Below are 15102 nucleotides of genomic sequence, written 5' to 3' on the forward strand. Positions count from 1 at the left end.
CCGGTGTCAGCTGGGGAGACTGGAGACGTAGGCGTTGGTGACCGAGATGCCTTCCGCCGGGTCACCATCGACGCAGGTGATTTGTTCGCTGGTGTGCGGCTGGATCGCCTGGGTCAGTGCGCCGAACTCGCCATCGCAATAGCCGTAGCCGGTCACGCGGTACACCTCGTCGGTGTCGTTGACGCACAGATCGGCACTGCAGCTGACGCCCGGTGCTACCTCCTTGGCGCTTGCCACCGGGGCACCGACACCGATCATCGCCGCCGAGAACACCGCGATACCCATACCGAATACGTACTGACGCTGCACCATTCACCCCATTGCCGGATATTCACCGATAAAGGTAAGCGCAACCCGCCCTTGACACAACCGCTGCAACATTCGGCACGGTAGGACGAAACGAATTCGCCCGAGAACCCGGCCATCGCGCGGGCAACCGAATGGTTGCTGTTGGCGCGGAGCCGAATTCCCGGGCGAATCGGGACGAACAGTGATCAGCCGAGCAGGTGCCAGTCCTCGAGACCGTTGTAGAGCGGCAGGTCCCGCGCCAGCTTGGTGACCCGGGCGCGCAGCGCGTCGACATCGGAGCCACCCGCGAGCGCGGTGGCGATGATGTCGGCGACCTCGGTGAACTCGGTGTCGCCGAAGCCGCGGGTGGCCAGGGCCGCGGTGCCGATGCGCAGGCCGGAGGTGACCATCGGCGGGCGCGGGTCGAACGGAACGGCATTGCGGTTCACGGTGATTCCGATTTCGTGCAGCAGATCCTCACCCTGCTGACCATCGATCTGGGAGTTGCGCAGGTCGACCAGCACCAGGTGCACGTCGGTACCGCCGGTGAGGACGCTGATGCCCTTGTCCTTGACGTCGGCACCGCCGAGCCGCTCGGCCAGGATCTTCGCACCGGAGAGGGTGCGCTCCTGACGCTCCTTGAATTCGGCGCTCGCCGCGATCTTGAACGCGACGGCCTTCGCGGCGATCACGTGCATGAGCGGACCGCCCTGCTGACCGGGGAACACCGAGCTGTTGAGCTTCTTGGCGTACTCCTGCTTGGCCAGGATCAGGCCGGAGCGCGGACCGCCGAGGGTCTTGTGCACGGTGGAGGAGACCACATCGGCGTAGGGCACCGGCGAGGGGTGCAGTCCGGCGGCGACCAGACCGGCGAAGTGCGCCATATCGACCCACAGCTTGGCGCCGACCTCGTCGGCGATCTCGCGGAACGCGGCGAAGTCCTGATGCCGCGGATAGGCCGACCAGCCGGCGACGATCACCTTCGGCCGGGCGGAGAGCGCGGTCTTGCGCAGCTCCTCCATATCGATGCGGTGGTCTTCCTTGCTGACCCCGTAGGAGTGCACCTCGTAGAGCTTGCCGGAGAAGTTCAGTCGCATGCCGTGCGTGAGGTGACCGCCGTGCGCGAGGTCCAGGCCGAGCAGCCGGTCGCCCGGCTCCATCAGCGCCATCAGCACCGCGGCGTTCGCCTGTGCGCCGGAATGCGGCTGCACATTGGCGAAGTCGGCGCCGAAGAGTTCCTTGGCGCGATTGCGGGCGAGGGTTTCGACGACGTCGACGTGCTCGCAGCCACCGTAGTAGCGACGGCCCGGATAGCCCTCGGCGTACTTATTGGTGAGCACGCTGCCCTGCGCCTGCAGCACCGCGCGCGGCACGAAGTTCTCCGAGGCGATCATCTCGAGGGTGTCGCGTTCGCGGGCGAGTTCGCCTGCCATCGCGGCGGCGACCTCCGGATCGAGTTCACCGAGGGATTGGGTATTGACAGAGGCGGTCGTCTGCGTCACCCGATCGAGTCTATTGGCCGTCTGCGCCGCGCCGATCAGGGGGTTCTGTGTCTCGGAATGCATCGCAACCTCCGTGGTCCGGGTGCCCCGGAGTGCGCACCCCAAGGCCCATGAGCCCGGCACCCAGGCGCGCGGTGCGGGGCGAGGGTGCTTCCCGGTGGTTGCTTCCACCTCGAGTGCGCCAGTCGCGGTCCGATCATCTTATCCGGCGGTCGGCGACGGCCCGATATGCCTGTGTTGGCCCGCGCGTCAAGCATCGGGTACGGCGGATCGCAACAATGCGGTGAGGTGGATCTGCGCGTCGTCGAGCGGCCGAGTGGATTTCAACGCCCGAGATTGGATGATGGCGCCCTCCAGCGCGCTGATCACGAATCCGGCCAGCGACCGCGCCTCCTCGGCCGATAACCCGTTGTCGCCCAGTGCGTCCGCGAGCCGGTCGGCCCAGTCGGTGAAGACGGCGCCTGCGGCCGCCTGCACGCCCGGTTCGGATTCGGCGAGTGCGGCGCCGACGATGGGGCATCCCATGGTGAACGAACTGCGCGCGAGGGCGCGCTGCCACCAATCGGTGAGCGCGGTCGCCCATTGCACCGGCGCACCCTTCGCGGTGACCTTGTCCATGACGGCGGCCAGCCGCTCGCCCGCCGTCTTGGTCGCTACCTCGACAAGCTCGCTCTTGCCGGAGGGAAAGTGCTGGTAGAGCGAATTCCGGGAGGCGTGGCCGCGCTCGAGCAGGGCGGAAAGCCCGGCGGCGTGCACACCTTGCTCGCGAATCAACTCGATGGCGCTATCGATCAGTCGCTCGCGCGGACCCGCGGTCATCGCGATCCTCCTCGACTCATGGTTGCGTGAACCGATCGGTCCATGCTCCAATCATGACAGATGTGGACCGATCGGTTCACCGAAAGGACGGATTCATGAGTACGCCGACCGACGTGGCCCAGCTGTCCGGACTCGAACTGCTGCGTACCACGATGACGACGCGATCACGGCCGCCGTTCATCGGCGATCTGCTCGGCATGGAGGTCGATCTGCTCGAGCACGGCAAGGTGGTCTTCGGACTGCGGACCCGCCCCGATTTCGCCAATCCGCTCGGCACCACCCACGGCGGGATCTGCGCGACCCTGCTCGATTCGGTGATGGGTTGTGCCGTGCACACCACCCTCGACGCCGGTGTGGGCTACACCACGCTGGAACTGAAGATCAACTACATCCGCGCCGTGCCCACCGACGGCCGCCGCCTGATCGCGACCGGCTCCACCATCCACGTCGGCCGCAGCACCGCGACCGCCGAGGGGCGCGTGGTCGACGACCAGGGAAAACTGGTCGCGCACGGCTCCACGACCTGCGTCATCTTCCGCTGAGATATGAAGGAGAACCGACCATGAATCGACGCACCACCGAGGCAGCCGCGCGCAAGTTCCGCCGGGAGCGGTTCATCGGCCGCTATCTGGCCAATCCCGCTGTCGGACTGCTGGATCGGATCGGCATCCGCTCCGCGATGATCGCCGAATTGGAGACCATCGGAGCCAAATCCGGTACGCCGCGCCGTGTTCCGGTCACCGTATCGATCGACGGCGACGGCGCATGGGTCATCTCACAGCACGGCCACCGCGCGGGCTGGGCCCGCAATATCGCCGCGAACCCCAGTGTCCGGCTGCGCCACGGCAAGCGCTGGTACACCGGCACCGCGGCCTTCGTCCCCGATGACGACGTGGTCGCCCGCGCACGCAGCTTCGCCAGGGGCCGAGTCGCCGAATCCGCCACCGCGTGGACGATCAAGGCACTGGAGTCCGATCCGATCTCGGTCCGCATCACCTTCGCCGCGTGAGGCTTACATGGTGCGTAGGCCCCCGGGGGTGAGGGGTTCGTCGAGGAGGCGGCGAAAGCGGTCGGCGCGATCGTCGGCGTCGTCCGCACGGTCCAGCCAGCCGCCGAGCAGACGGTAGCCCTCGACGTAGGTGCTGATGTAGGCGCGCCACAGGGGTGAGGACAGGAAGCGCAGCGATTGGCGGGCGCGTTCGGGTGTGGTCAGGCTCCAGCGCTGCAGGAATCCGGCGACCTCGTCCGCGTCGCGATGCTGATCGTGCAGCAGCAGCGCGGCGTCCTGCCTGACCCCGAGCAATTTCGCCGAGGCGTTCGAAAGCTGTTCAGCGCGTTCACCTTCGAAGCGCAACCCCAGATCCGCGTAGATCTCCTGCGCCCATTTGCCCCAGCCGGGTCCGACGATCGAGCGCAGCGCCAGATCCGCCAGCCCCTCCGCCATCAGGCACTGCGGGGTGTTCACCAGGAACAACGTCTGCTCGGCCTGCCCGTTCGCGACCAGCCCGGCCTCCTTGCGGCAGTGCTCGGTGTGATGTCCGGGATAGGACTCGTGCGCGATGAGGGTGGGCAGCTGCGCCATATGCTGCTTCAGATCGGAGTTGATCGCCACCCGGGAGTGATAGTTGCCCAGGTAGTAATTGAAGCCGGACCAGGGTTTATCCCCCACCACCTCATAGGTGACGTGCTCGTGGTCGGGCAGCGGATAACGCTCGCGCACCAGCTCCCGCAGCGCACTCGAGAACGCCTCGACGCACACGCTCAACCGCTCCGGCGGAATCTCATCGGCCTTGCGGAACGCGGTCACTCGCTCGGCGAGCGGACCGTCACCGGTCAGCACCTCGTCCATCTGCCGGTGCGCGTCGCGGTAGTCCTCGACATCCCCGGGTGCGATCTCGACATCGAAGTAGGCCCGCACCTCGTCGACGAAGCCGATATCGTCCCCGGCGAACTTGCGGCCGGAGCATTCCAGCGCCCGCAGGTGCGCGTCCAGGAATTCCGCCCGCTGCGGCGCCAACCCGGCCGTGGGCAGTTCCGCACGCAACCACGCGGCGCGCCGAGCCAGCTCGCGCGGCTGCGGCGCCGGCGCGTTCTCGACCTCGCGACGCAGCGTCGGATCGCCGGTATACGCGTCGACGAATCCTTCCTCCAGACGGTCGAATGCCAAGCCGAGCCGCAGGTACTCGGCCACCAGGGGATGCGCTTCCATGACCGCCGACATTAGCCGGTAAGGGCCGGCGCATCGACCGGTTACCAACCGGTATGGCACCCCGCGTTTCACACGATGTTGACGCAGAGCAGAATTCGGCTATGCGAGAGCTGGACCGAATCTCACACAGTCGACGCGCGACGTTTGCGTGTTTGCTTGAACGGAGTGTCGGGTAAGTGGCACGAATGAGCGAGCCGAGTCCCTATGTGGAATTCGACCGGAAACAGTGGCGCACCCTGCGTAAATCAACTCCCCTGGTGCTCACCGAGGAAGAACTGATCGGCCTTCGCGGCCTCGGCGAACAGATCGATCTGGAAGAGGTCGCCGAGGTCTATCTCCCGCTCGCTCGCCTCATTCACCTGCAGGTCGCCGCACGTCAACGGCTGTTCGCCGCGACCGCGACCTTTCTCGGGGAGACCCATCCCGATCAGCAGGTGCCATTCGTGATCGGCGTCGCGGGCAGTGTCGCGGTCGGAAAATCCACCACCGCCCGCGTTCTGCAGGCCCTGCTGGCGCGATGGGACCATCATCCGCGTGTGGATTTGGTCACAACCGACGGATTCCTTTATCCGACCGCGGAACTCACTCGGCGCGGCATCATGCACCGCAAGGGTTTTCCGGAAAGCTACGATCGCCGCAAACTGTTGCGCTTCGTCACCGAGGTGAAATCCGGTGCGGCCGAAGTATGCGCGCCGGTGTATTCGCATATCTCCTACGACATCGTGCCGGGCAAGTTCCACTGCGTGACTCAACCCGACATTCTCATCGTGGAAGGTCTCAATGTGCTGCAGACCGGTCCGCGGTTGATGGTCTCGGACCTGTTCGACTTCTCGATCTACGTCGACGCGCGCATCGAGGACATCGAGAAGTGGTATGTGCAACGGTTTCTCACCCTGCGCGAGACCGCCTTCGCCGACCCGAACGCGCATTTCCACCACTACTCCGGATTCACCGACGACCAGGCCACCGCCGCCGCGCAGGAGATCTGGAACTCCACCAACCGACCCAACCTGGTGGACAACATTCTGCCGACCCGGCCGCGCGCCACACTGGTGCTGCGCAAGGACGCCGACCACAGCATCAACCGGCTGCGGTTGCGCAAGCTCTAGCCGTAGCGACTGCTTGCAGGCCGTAGCGACTGCTTGCAGGCCGTAGCGACTGCTTGCAGGTCGCTCGAAACGGTCAGCTCGAAACGGTCAGCTCGAAACGGTCGGCTCGAAAGGGGTCACAGCTTCCAGGCCGCGTCCAGCCGGGCCGCCACATCGATATCACGGACCGCCGCGATATGCGGTTTGCGGATTTCGGTGGCGATATAGCGTGCCACGAAGCGCCGGATCTCGTGGTCGACGCTGGCGAGGACGCGCAGCAGTTGCCCGCGCTTGGTGGCGGTGGCCACATTGATACGAACGTCGCTCGGGCGCGGCTCGGCGATATCGATGACGACCCGCAGCGGTTCAGCGGTGCGAACGGTCAAGTGCAGGTGGATATTGCCGTCGACCCGGAAGCGATGCCGGTCCACGGCGAGATCGAGCAGCAGATCGACATCGAGCGGGATGATCAGCTCGAAGGAGATGACGTCCTCGACATACCGGTGCAGCTTCGGCTCGCCGAGTCGCACCTGCGCGGCGACCTTCGCCAACTTGCCCGGTCCGACACCGATCGGACCGAAATCGAAAGCAGCGCCGGTCAACTGGGCGAAGGCACCGGAAATGCGCTGCTGCGAGGCCGCGTATTCCAGGAAGCGCCGACCGAACTGCTCGTAGTCGATGTAGGGCATCCGCTCCCCCTTCGGCGCGGGCACAGCGGCCATCGTCGACTCGTCCACAAACCGGACGGTACGCGAATGTCGTTGCGTCAGATACCGAAACGGCGATGGCGGGCGGCGAAGTCGCGCAACGCGCGCAGGAAGTCCACTCGTCGGAATTCCGGCCAGTACGCCTCGGTGAACCATATTTCCGAGTATGCGCTCTGCCACAGCAGGAATCCGGAAAGTCGCTGCTCACCGGAGGTTCGGATGACCAGGTCCGGATCGGGCTGGCCGGAGGTGTAGAGGTGCTGGCCGATGGAGTTCACGGTGATCGACTGGACCAGATCCTCGCCGGTCTCCCCCGCCGCCATCTCCTGGCGGACCAGTTTGCGGACCGCGTCCGCGATCTCCTGCCGACCGCCGTAGCCGACCGCCACGTTCACGTGGACGCCGTCGCGTCCGCTGGTGCGTTCGGCCGCGGTGCGCAGCCGCTTGGCGACCAGTTCCGGGAAGCCGTCGAGCGAGCCGACGATGCGCACGCTCCAGTTCTGTTCCGGCGCGGACAGCTCCTCGACGACATCGGTGATCACCTCGAACAGCGTCTCCAACTCCTCGGGATCGCGCTGCAGGTTCTCGGTGGAGAGCAGATAGACGGTCACCATCTCGATGCCCTCGTCCGCGCACCAGCCGACGAGTTCGGCGATTTTCAGCGCGCCGACCCGATGCCCGTGGCTCACATCGGTGAAGCCGTTCTCTCTCGCCCAGCGCCGATTGCCATCGCACATCACCGCGACGTGCCGGGGATGTTGTTTGCCCGCCAGCTGCTTGGACAGCCGGGCCTCGTAGATGCGGTAGGGCAAACCACGCACCTGACTCGGAAGCTCCACGGCGACCAACCCTACGCCCCAGCGGCCCGATCCCGGCACCGGCTGTGTTGGATTTGCGACGTTCGCGGTGCCCTCCACGGTTACGCTGCACTACCGCATCCGTGCCCGTAGCCGACACCGCGCGTTACCCAGTACAGTGGCCGAGGGCCGAAAACTTACGGTACCGTAGGTTACTGGCGGGTATCACTAGGAGGTAACTCGTGTCCGAAATGATCGGCACAGCCGATGCGACACCGGTCGCGATCCCGGGCACGGCGACCCTGATCAAGCCGCGCCTGCGCGGCTGGATCCACACCTGGGCGGTCGGCGTCGCGGCGGTCGCGGTGATCGCATTGGTCGCCGAAGCCACCACAGTCTCGGCGACGGCGAGCTGGTCCACCCTGGTCTACGGACTCACCGTCTGCGGGTTGTTCGGCATCAGCGCCGTCTACCACCGGGTGACCTGGGCGACCGCGAAGGCGCGCATCCAGATGAAGCGCGCCGACCATTCGATGATCTTCCTGTTCATCGCCGGCAGCTATACCCCGTTCGCCCTACTCGGGCTGCCGGGCCGGACCGGGCAGACCCTGCTGCTGGTGGTGTGGATCGGTGCGCTCGCCGGTGTGGCATTGAAACTGCTGTGGCCCGCCGCGCCGCGCTGGGTCGGGGTGCCGCTGTATCTGCTGCTCGGCTGGGCGATCGTGCCGGTGGCCGGGCAGCTGAATACAAATATCGGAATCGCCCCGCTGATCCTGCTGCTCATCGGCGGCCTGGTCTACAGCGGCGGCGCGATCCTCTACGCGACCAAATGGCCGAATCCCTGGCCCACGGTCTTCGGCCACCACGAGTTCTTCCACGCCGCGACCGTCCTGGCCGCGCTGTGCCACTACGCCGCGATCTGGCTGGTCGTCCTGCGCTGAGTCCGAGTAGCCCCGGGCACCCCGAACACGGGTGCCGGGCGCTGACACGGGGTGCCCGACGCGCACGAGTCGGGCCCCCGAACATCCTGGGTGTGCCGAATTGCCGGTTGCGGCAATAGAGTTGGGGACGGATGCGGGTTCCGGAAGACGGTGGGGCGATATGGCACAGCAGACGATCGAGACCGATAGACAGCAGGCGGACAGTGCTCGGGCGATCGGCTACCGCTGGGGCGTTGCGATGGCACAGCACCGGCGGATCGTCGTCGCGGTGTGGTTGGTGCTGATCGCCGCGTGTGCGGTCGCCTACCCACAGCTCAACGGTCGCCTGGAGGCCATGGAATTCCACGCCGACAGGGCGGAATCGACGCGGATCACCGAACTGCTCGCCGCGCACTACCCCGATCTGGGCGCCGAACAGCTCGCACTGGTCTTCGATTCGCGCGAACGGACCGTCGATGATCCGGCTTACCGGGCCGTCGTGGAGCGGGCGGTCGCGGAATTGCGCGGCGTGCCCGGGGTGCGGGTCGCGGTCGGGCCATTCCAGGGGGATCAGAAATCGCAGATCTCGGCGAGCCGACATGCGGCGATGGCGGTCATCGGGATCGACGGCGCGATTCCCGCTCGGGCGCAACTGGCCGGTGAGCTGCAGGAACGCGCGGGCCGATACTCCGGCGACGAGGTGACGGTCGGCATCGCCGGATTCTCACCGGTACTGCACGACCTGATGCAGATCGAAGTCGCCGATTCGGGACAGGCCGAGGCATTGGGTCTGCCGGTGGCGTTCGCGCTGCTCATCCTCGCGCTGGGCACGGTGGTCGCCGCATTGGTGCCAGTGATGGTCGCGTTGAGCGGGCTGTTGCTGGCGTTCGGTGGACTTTTCCTGCTGTCGCATGTGATGGGCACCAGTTCGCTATTGCTGGCCGTCGCGACCATGATCGGCACCGGTATCGGTCTGGACTATGCGATGTTCGTGGTCAGCCGGTTCCGGGAGGAACTGGCCAAGCCGGGCGGCAGTTCCCCGGCCGGTGTCGCCCATGCCTGCGGGATCGCGATCGCCACGGCCGGTAAGACGATCATCGCCTCGGGCTTCATCGTGATGATCTCGCTGTGCTCGCTGGTCGTGGTGCGCGCGCCGGTGTTCCGCGGGATCGCGGTCGGCGTGGCGGTCGCGGTGCTCGCCACGCTGCTGGTGGCGCTGACACTGCTGCCCGCAGTACTGGCAATGCTCGGGCCACGGGTGAATCGCGGTGCGCTGCCCGCGCGATGGCAGCCGTTGGAGACCCGACCGGGCGCCGACGCCGCCGATCCGGCGAGCGGGCGATGGGCGCGGTGGAGCCGGATCGTGATGGCTCGGCCCGCAGTGTTCGGCATCGCCGCCATCCTGGTGTTGCTGGTCGCGGCCGCGCCGCTGACCGGAGTGCGCTACGGCATGGATATGGGCACCGCGGCGATGACCGATACCGCATCGGGCAAGGCGGGCAAGGTCGCCTCGGAGAATTTCGCGCCCGGGCTGCTCGCGCCGATCACGCTGGTCGCGACCGGTCCCAACGATTCCCAGCTGAATTCCACCTCGGCCGCAGAGGTACAGAATTTCCTGAGCGCGCTGCGCTCGGACGAGCGCATCGAACAGGTGCTCCCGATCCAACGGGACGGACGGATCTTCGCGATGGTGGTGGCGAAGACCTCATTCGATTCCACCGAGGCCGATGAACTCGTCCGGGAGATCCGGGACCGGGCCGCCACACTGCCCGCGGCGCAGGTGCTGGTCGGCGGCGTGACGGCCGAATTCGCGGATATGTCCGACGAGATCACCGGGAAACTGCCACTGGTGGTCGCGCTGGTTCTATGCTGCTCGTTCGTGTTCCTCATCGCTGCCTTCCGCAGCATCGCGCTGCCGATCAAGGCAATAGTGATGAATCTGCTGGCCACCGGCGCGGCCCTCGGCATCACCGTCGCGGTATTCCAATGGGGCGTCGGCGAGTCGCTGCTCGGCTTCCACAGCACCGGATTCATCCAGGTATTCCTGCCGACGATGGTCTTCGCCATCCTGTTCGGGCTTTCGATGGACTATGAGGTCTTCCTGATCCGGCGGATCAAGGAGTTCTGGGAGGGTTCCGCGCGCACCACATCCGATAACGAGTACGCGGTGGCGGCGGGACTCCAGCACACCGCCCGCCCGATCAGCGCCGCGGCGGCGATCATGGTGGTGATCTTCGGCAGCTTCCTGAGCGCGAGCGTGCTGGAGCTGAAGCAGATCGGGCTGGCGCTGGCGGTGGCCGTCGCGATCGATGCGGCACTGGTGCGGTTGGTGCTGGTGCCCGCGCTGATGAAGCTGTTCGGAACGTGGAACTGGTGGCTGCCGGGTTCGATCCGATCGGGTGTGCCCGTGCGGGTTTCGCTGCATAAGGACGCAGCGGCACCGTGATCACCAAGCTGGTCGTCTGGGCGCTGAAGGCGCGATGGGGTCTGGCGGCGGTGGTGATCACCGCGAACCTCAGCGGACTCGCGGTGATCGCGACGGAGCTGTGGCTCAGCGGATTCCTCGGCCGGATCGGCGATGACTGGCGGCACGTCATCGGGCTGGTGGCGATCTATCCGGTGCTGGGATTGCTGATCGGGGTCGGGCTCGCCGTGCGCGATCGGCGGGTGGTCTTCGGCTGGCTCGATGCCGGGCGCAAGCCGAGCCTCGACGAGGCACGGCGGCTGCTGCGCCTGCCGGTCGCGGTCTCCACCCGGGCACTGGCCCTATGGCTGCCCGGCGTGATCATCGCGTCCTCGATGTTCTCCCATCTCACCGCGCACAACAGTCCGGCGGTGACCGTGGCGCTGTTCACCCTCGGCGCCCTCGAATCCGCCGGGTTCACCTTCCTGATCGTCGACCGGCTGATCCGCCCGACCATCCCCATAGTCGCCGGTGTGCTCGGCGGCACCATGCACTGGAGTTCCTCGGTGCTGGTCCGGGTCGTGATGACCTGGGCGGTGGCGGGCGCGTGGCCGCTGCTCATGCTGATCGTGGTGCTCGCCGATCCGGCCGCCGGCGCACCGGACCGCATTCGCACCGCCATCTACCTCTCCGGTGTCGGATTCGGCGTCGGCGCGCTGGCCACCGCCTTCCTGGCCCGTTCGGTCGCCATGCCGATGCGCACACTGCGGCGGGCGCTGGATCTGATCACCAAGGGCGAGTTGGGTGTCCGGGTGCCGGTGGGCAGCACCAGCGAGATCGGCCGGCTGGAGCACTCGGTCAACGAACTCGCCGCCAATCTGCGGGAGCGCGAGCGGATGCGGTACGTATTCGGCCGCCATGTCGGCGCGGAGGTGGCCGAGCGGGCGCTGGCCGGCGGGGTCGACCTGACCGGCGATGTGCGCGAGGTATCGGCACTGTTCGTCGATGTCACCGGATCCGTCGAATTGTCCAGCGGTCTGAAGCCGCAGGAATTCGTCGCCAAGCTCAATCGACTGCTCGCGATCGTCGTCGCGGCGACCGAGGAGAACAACGGGCTGGTCAATAAGTTCGAGGGCGATGCGGCGCTGTGCATCTTCGGCGCGCCGATCGCCCTGCTGGACAACGCGACACCCGCGCTGCGGGCGGCCCGGCGCATTCGGGACGAGGTCACCGCCACCGGCGAAGTCGATATCGGCATCGGCGTGGCGCGCGGTCTGGTGTTCGCGGGTGATGTCGGCTCCGATACGCGCCTGGAGTACACGGTGATCGGCGATGCCGTCAACGAGGCGGCGCGGTTGACCACCGAGGCGAAGGAGGTGCCGCGCCGAATTCTGGTGAGCGCTGCGGTCATCGAGGCGGCGGCCGAGCCCGAGCGCGCCAAATGGACTCTCTACGACCATATTCTGCTGCGCGGCATGCCCGAACCGACCGCCTGCTGGACCGATGTCGAGACCTCCGATACCGAGGCATCCAATGGGACCTCGCCCGATACCGTCCCCGCCGATGACGAGACGGCCGTCAGCGCCATCACCGAAGTACGCGCCGCGACAACCGAATCCCCGTCCCAGAATTGAGTTGGTGTGCCCTCGTACCGCTCGATGGATGCGACTGTTCGGACTCGCCGGGTCAGGGCAACCAGCGCGTCAGATCGACGACCTCCGCCGCGATATCCGCTATGCCGCGGCCATCGGTGCCGACCCGATGCACCCAGTCCGGAGCCTCGGCATCCAGCTTCGCGGCCATGACCCTGCCGCGTTCGACATGCTCGCCCAGCGCGCTGCCGATCTCCCGACCCGCGAGCCGCTCGGCGGCCGCCGCATCCGCGCACGTCAACAGGACCGCGGTGACCTCCGGCTGCTCCCCCATCGCCGCGACGAGCTCACCCAGCACATCCTCGAACACACTCGCGGTATTCGTGTACACCATCCGCCGATACCCGAGCGCGCGATAATTCGCCCACATCGCCGCGAGATTCCGCTCCGCGAGCCCGTGCTCCCACGGCGCCGGATAGGCCTGATCCAGATTGTCACCCTCGATCAAACAGTGCCGCACCCGAGCCGCCGACAGCCGCGCATGAACCTCGAATGCCACGGTCGTCTTCCCGACTCCGGACCTACCGCCGATGAACAGAGCCTGAGTGCGCACGCGCTAGTGACGGCCGAGGGAAGTGTGCAGGTCGGCGGGAGTCGTCACCGGGAGGTCGCAGACCGAGCCGCGGCAGACGTAGGCGGCCGGTGCGCCGTTTACCGGGGACCGGTCGGACAGCAGGGGAACCGAATTGGCGGGCGCGGCGATTATGACCGTGCCGCCCGGGGCTTCGGCGCGGGCGGTGGCGATCAATTCCCTTGCCGCGGTCGAGCTATCGTCTGCGATCGACGCGGGCTGGATGGTCGCGTCAGACGCTGGCGGGGTGGTCGGGGCTTGGGCCGTGGCGGGCAAGGCGATGGCGACTTGCAGGGGGCCGCGCCGGGCCGCCTCGGCGACCGTGAGCCATTGGCCCGCCGAGCGGGGGGCGCGGGCGAGGACCACGGCACCGCGCTGCAGCGTCTGGTCGGCCAGTTCGCGGTAGCGCACCGCGGATTCCGGGGCGCTGGCGGCCGCGGCCGTGAGCAGGGCTTCGGCCAAGGCGGAGGCGCCCGCAGGGGTGGCGCCGTCGATGGGGTCGCGGGGGCGGGTGACCAGGGTTTCCGCGTCGTCGGCGGTGTCGAACCAGCTGCCGGGCGCGGCGGGGTCGGCGAAGTGCTGGATCGCCTTGTCCAGCAGGCGTTGTGCGTGTTCGAGCCAATCCAGCTGGCCGGTGGCCTGATGCAGGGCGAGCAGGCCGGTGACCAGCCAGGCGTAGTCCTCCAAGACGCCGGGGGACGCACCGACGGCACCGCCGAGCGAGGCGCGGCGCACTCGGCCGTCGACCACATGCTCGGCCAGCAGGAAGCGGGCGCAGCGAGCGGCGGCGTCCACCCAATCATCCTGCCGCAGTGCGGAACCCGCTTCGGCGAGGGCGGTGATGGCGATACCGTTCCATGCGGTCACGACCTTGTCGTCGCGGTCCGGCTGTGGGCGTCGATCACGGGCCGCACACAGCGTCGCGCGAATCCGCTCGAAGCGCTCGCACGCGGCAGTCGCGGTGGCCGAGTCGGATAGGGCGTCGGGGTCGGCGTATCGGGTGAGGACCGAGGTTCCCTGTTCGAAGTTGCCGGCGGTGGTCACCCCGAAAACCTCGGCGGCCCAAGCGCCATCGATGGCGCCGAGTGCGCCGACCAGCTCGGCGGGCGTCCAGACGTAGGTCGCCCCCTCGACGCCGGGACCACCGGATTCCAGGTGCGTGTCGGCGTCCAGCGCGGAGGCGAATCCGCCATGGTCGGTACCGAGGTCATCGAGGATGAACCGCACCGTCTCGCGAGTAACCCTGCGCGCCAATGACTCCCGGTCACCCGACGGGGTACGGCGGGCGAGATGCGCATAGGCGCGCAGCAATTGGGCATTGTCGTAGAGCATCTTCTCGAAATGCGGCACCACCCACGCGGCATCCACCGAGTAGCGCGCGAAACCGCCGCGCAACTGGTCGTAGATGCCACCGCGAGCCATCGCCTCGGCGGCGCGGTCGACCACGTCGAAGACGGCCGGATCGCCCGTGCGCTCCCAACTGCGCAGCAGACCCTCCAGCAGCGCCGACGGCGGAAACTTCGGTGCGCCGCCGAATCCGCCGTGCTTCGGGTCCTCATCACGCACGACCGCGGCGACCGCGTGATCGAGCAGTTCGGCCGAGATCGTCACATCGGCATCGGGCAGTCCGGCGGCCTGCGCACGCAGTGCGTCGGCCACCTGGGCGGAAGCCTGGTCCACGTCGTCGCGCCGGTTGTTCCACGTATCGGTGATGGCGGTCAGCAACTGGGTGAACGACGGCATCCCGCCGCGCGGCAGCTTCGGGTAATAGGTGCCGCAATAGAACGGTTCGCCGCCCGGCGTCAGGAAGCAGGTCATCGGCCAGCCACCCTGACCGGTCATCGCAACCGTGGCATTCATATAGACCGCGTCCAGATCCGGACGTTCCTCACGATCCACCTTGATGCACACGAAGTTGTCATTCATCAGCGCGGCCGTCTGCGCATCCTCGAACGATTCGTGCGCCATCACATGACACCAGTGGCAACTCGCGTATCCGATGGACAGCAGGATCGGCACATCCCGCGCCGTCGCCTCCGCCAACGCCTGGGCATCCCACTCCCGCCAATCCACCGGATTGTCGGCGTGCTGACGCAGATAAGGCGACGTGGCACTGCCCAATTGGTTCATGCTTCCAGCCTCCCA

Annotated in this window: 14 protein-coding genes and 1 riboswitch; of the genes, 6 read left to right on the top strand and 8 right to left on the bottom strand. The window is 67.1% G+C overall.

Annotated features, from left to right (window positions below; translation table 11 throughout):
- Positions 1-6 precede the first annotated feature (6 nt).
- The 3 genes from ACHQ4I_RS14930 to ACHQ4I_RS14940 form a co-directional block, all read right to left on the bottom strand.
- Entirely contained in the window at positions 7-312 is a 306-nt protein-coding gene (locus ACHQ4I_RS14930) for a hypothetical protein (RefSeq protein ID WP_420772299.1), read from the bottom strand.
- A gap of 182 nt (positions 313-494) precedes the next feature.
- Entirely contained in the window at positions 495-1790 is a 1296-nt protein-coding gene (gene glyA / locus ACHQ4I_RS14935) for a serine hydroxymethyltransferase (protein WP_420772706.1), read from the bottom strand.
- A 114-nt stretch (positions 1791-1904) separates the two neighbouring features.
- Positions 1905-1989: riboswitch (ZMP/ZTP riboswitch) on the bottom strand.
- A gap of 50 nt (positions 1990-2039) precedes the next feature.
- Positions 2040-2609 carry a TetR/AcrR family transcriptional regulator gene (locus ACHQ4I_RS14940; protein WP_420772300.1) on the bottom strand — a complete coding sequence of 190 codons (570 nt, stop codon included), beginning with the start codon at positions 2607-2609 and terminating at the stop codon, positions 2040-2042.
- A gap of 95 nt (positions 2610-2704) precedes the next feature.
- On the opposite strand from ACHQ4I_RS14940, the gene ACHQ4I_RS14945 reads away from it, so the two are divergent.
- Positions 2705-3151: a PaaI family thioesterase gene (locus ACHQ4I_RS14945; RefSeq protein WP_420772301.1), complete on the top strand. Its 447-nt coding sequence runs from the start codon at positions 2705-2707 to the stop codon at positions 3149-3151.
- Between the two features lie 20 nt (positions 3152-3171).
- Entirely contained in the window at positions 3172-3618 is a 447-nt protein-coding gene (locus ACHQ4I_RS14950) for a nitroreductase family deazaflavin-dependent oxidoreductase (protein ID WP_420772302.1), read from the top strand.
- Between the two features lie 3 nt (positions 3619-3621).
- Here ACHQ4I_RS14950 and ACHQ4I_RS14955 read toward each other — a convergent pair whose 3' ends face one another.
- Entirely contained in the window at positions 3622-4818 is a 1197-nt protein-coding gene (locus tag ACHQ4I_RS14955; protein ID WP_420772303.1) for a DUF885 domain-containing protein, read from the bottom strand.
- A 176-nt stretch (positions 4819-4994) separates the two neighbouring features.
- Between ACHQ4I_RS14955 and coaA the strand changes: the two genes are divergently transcribed.
- Positions 4995-5927, top strand: coding sequence for a type I pantothenate kinase (gene coaA / locus ACHQ4I_RS14960; RefSeq protein WP_420772304.1), 933 nt, complete (start codon positions 4995-4997; stop codon positions 5925-5927).
- A 116-nt stretch (positions 5928-6043) separates the two neighbouring features.
- Here the strand turns inward: coaA and ACHQ4I_RS14965 are convergent, their stop codons facing one another.
- Positions 6044-6595: a hypothetical protein gene (locus ACHQ4I_RS14965; protein ID WP_420772707.1), complete on the bottom strand. Its 552-nt coding sequence runs from the start codon at positions 6593-6595 to the stop codon at positions 6044-6046.
- A gap of 77 nt (positions 6596-6672) precedes the next feature.
- Positions 6673-7461 (bottom strand): isoprenyl transferase, encoded by a 789-nt coding sequence (locus ACHQ4I_RS14970; protein WP_420772708.1) that lies wholly within the window; start codon positions 7459-7461, stop codon positions 6673-6675.
- A gap of 200 nt (positions 7462-7661) precedes the next feature.
- Here ACHQ4I_RS14970 and trhA point away from each other — a divergent pair, with 200 nt between their 5' ends.
- The 3 genes from trhA to ACHQ4I_RS14985 all read left to right on the top strand — a co-directional run bounded on the left by trhA (position 7662) and on the right by ACHQ4I_RS14985 (position 12368).
- A complete protein-coding gene (gene trhA / locus ACHQ4I_RS14975) occupies positions 7662-8351 on the top strand; it encodes a PAQR family membrane homeostasis protein TrhA (protein WP_420772709.1) in 690 nt (229 codons plus the stop codon).
- Between the two features lie 160 nt (positions 8352-8511).
- Positions 8512-10776 carry an MMPL family transporter gene (locus ACHQ4I_RS14980; protein WP_420772305.1) on the top strand — a complete coding sequence of 755 codons (2265 nt, stop codon included), beginning with the start codon at positions 8512-8514 and terminating at the stop codon, positions 10774-10776.
- A complete protein-coding gene (locus ACHQ4I_RS14985) occupies positions 10773-12368 on the top strand; it encodes an adenylate/guanylate cyclase domain-containing protein (protein ID WP_420772306.1) in 1596 nt (531 codons plus the stop codon). The genes ACHQ4I_RS14980 and ACHQ4I_RS14985 overlap by 4 nt, the downstream gene beginning before the upstream one ends.
- 52 nt (positions 12369-12420) lie before the next feature.
- On the opposite strand, the gene ACHQ4I_RS14990 is transcribed toward ACHQ4I_RS14985, so the two are convergent.
- The gene (locus ACHQ4I_RS14990; protein WP_420772307.1) at positions 12421-12939 is read right to left on the bottom strand and encodes an adenylyl-sulfate kinase; all 519 of its coding nucleotides are present in this window, start codon (positions 12937-12939) and stop codon (positions 12421-12423) included.
- Between the two features lie 3 nt (positions 12940-12942).
- The gene (locus ACHQ4I_RS14995; RefSeq protein WP_420772308.1) at positions 12943-15087 is read right to left on the bottom strand and encodes a thioredoxin domain-containing protein; all 2145 of its coding nucleotides are present in this window, start codon (positions 15085-15087) and stop codon (positions 12943-12945) included.
- Between the last annotated feature and the right edge of the window lie 15 nt (positions 15088-15102).

The sequence above is a fragment of the Nocardia nepalensis genome (genome assembly GCF_048910785.1).
Classification (GTDB): Bacteria; Actinomycetota; Actinomycetes; order Mycobacteriales; family Mycobacteriaceae; genus Nocardia; species Nocardia nepalensis.

Excerpts from the sequence above, each read along its gene's own strand:
- ACHQ4I_RS14930 (WP_420772299.1), bottom strand. The coding sequence starts at position 312 with ATGGTGCAGCGTCAGTACGTATTCGGTATGGGTATCGCGGTGTTCTCG.
- ACHQ4I_RS14940 (WP_420772300.1), bottom strand. The coding sequence starts at position 2,609 with ATGACCGCGGGTCCGCGCGAGCGACTGATCGATAGCGCCATCGAGTTG.
- ACHQ4I_RS14945 (WP_420772301.1), top strand. The coding sequence starts at position 2,705 with ATGAGTACGCCGACCGACGTGGCCCAGCTGTCCGGACTCGAACTGCTG.
- ACHQ4I_RS14950 (WP_420772302.1), top strand. The coding sequence starts at position 3,172 with ATGAATCGACGCACCACCGAGGCAGCCGCGCGCAAGTTCCGCCGGGAG.
- ACHQ4I_RS14955 (WP_420772303.1), bottom strand. The coding sequence starts at position 4,818 with ATGGAAGCGCATCCCCTGGTGGCCGAGTACCTGCGGCTCGGCTTGGCA.
- ACHQ4I_RS14965 (WP_420772707.1), bottom strand. The coding sequence starts at position 6,595 with ATGCCCTACATCGACTACGAGCAGTTCGGTCGGCGCTTCCTGGAATAC.
- trhA (WP_420772709.1), top strand. The coding sequence starts at position 7,662 with ATGATCGGCACAGCCGATGCGACACCGGTCGCGATCCCGGGCACGGCG.
- ACHQ4I_RS14980 (WP_420772305.1), top strand. The coding sequence starts at position 8,512 with ATGGCACAGCAGACGATCGAGACCGATAGACAGCAGGCGGACAGTGCT.
- ACHQ4I_RS14995 (WP_420772308.1), bottom strand. The coding sequence starts at position 15,087 with ATGAACCAATTGGGCAGTGCCACGTCGCCTTATCTGCGTCAGCACGCC.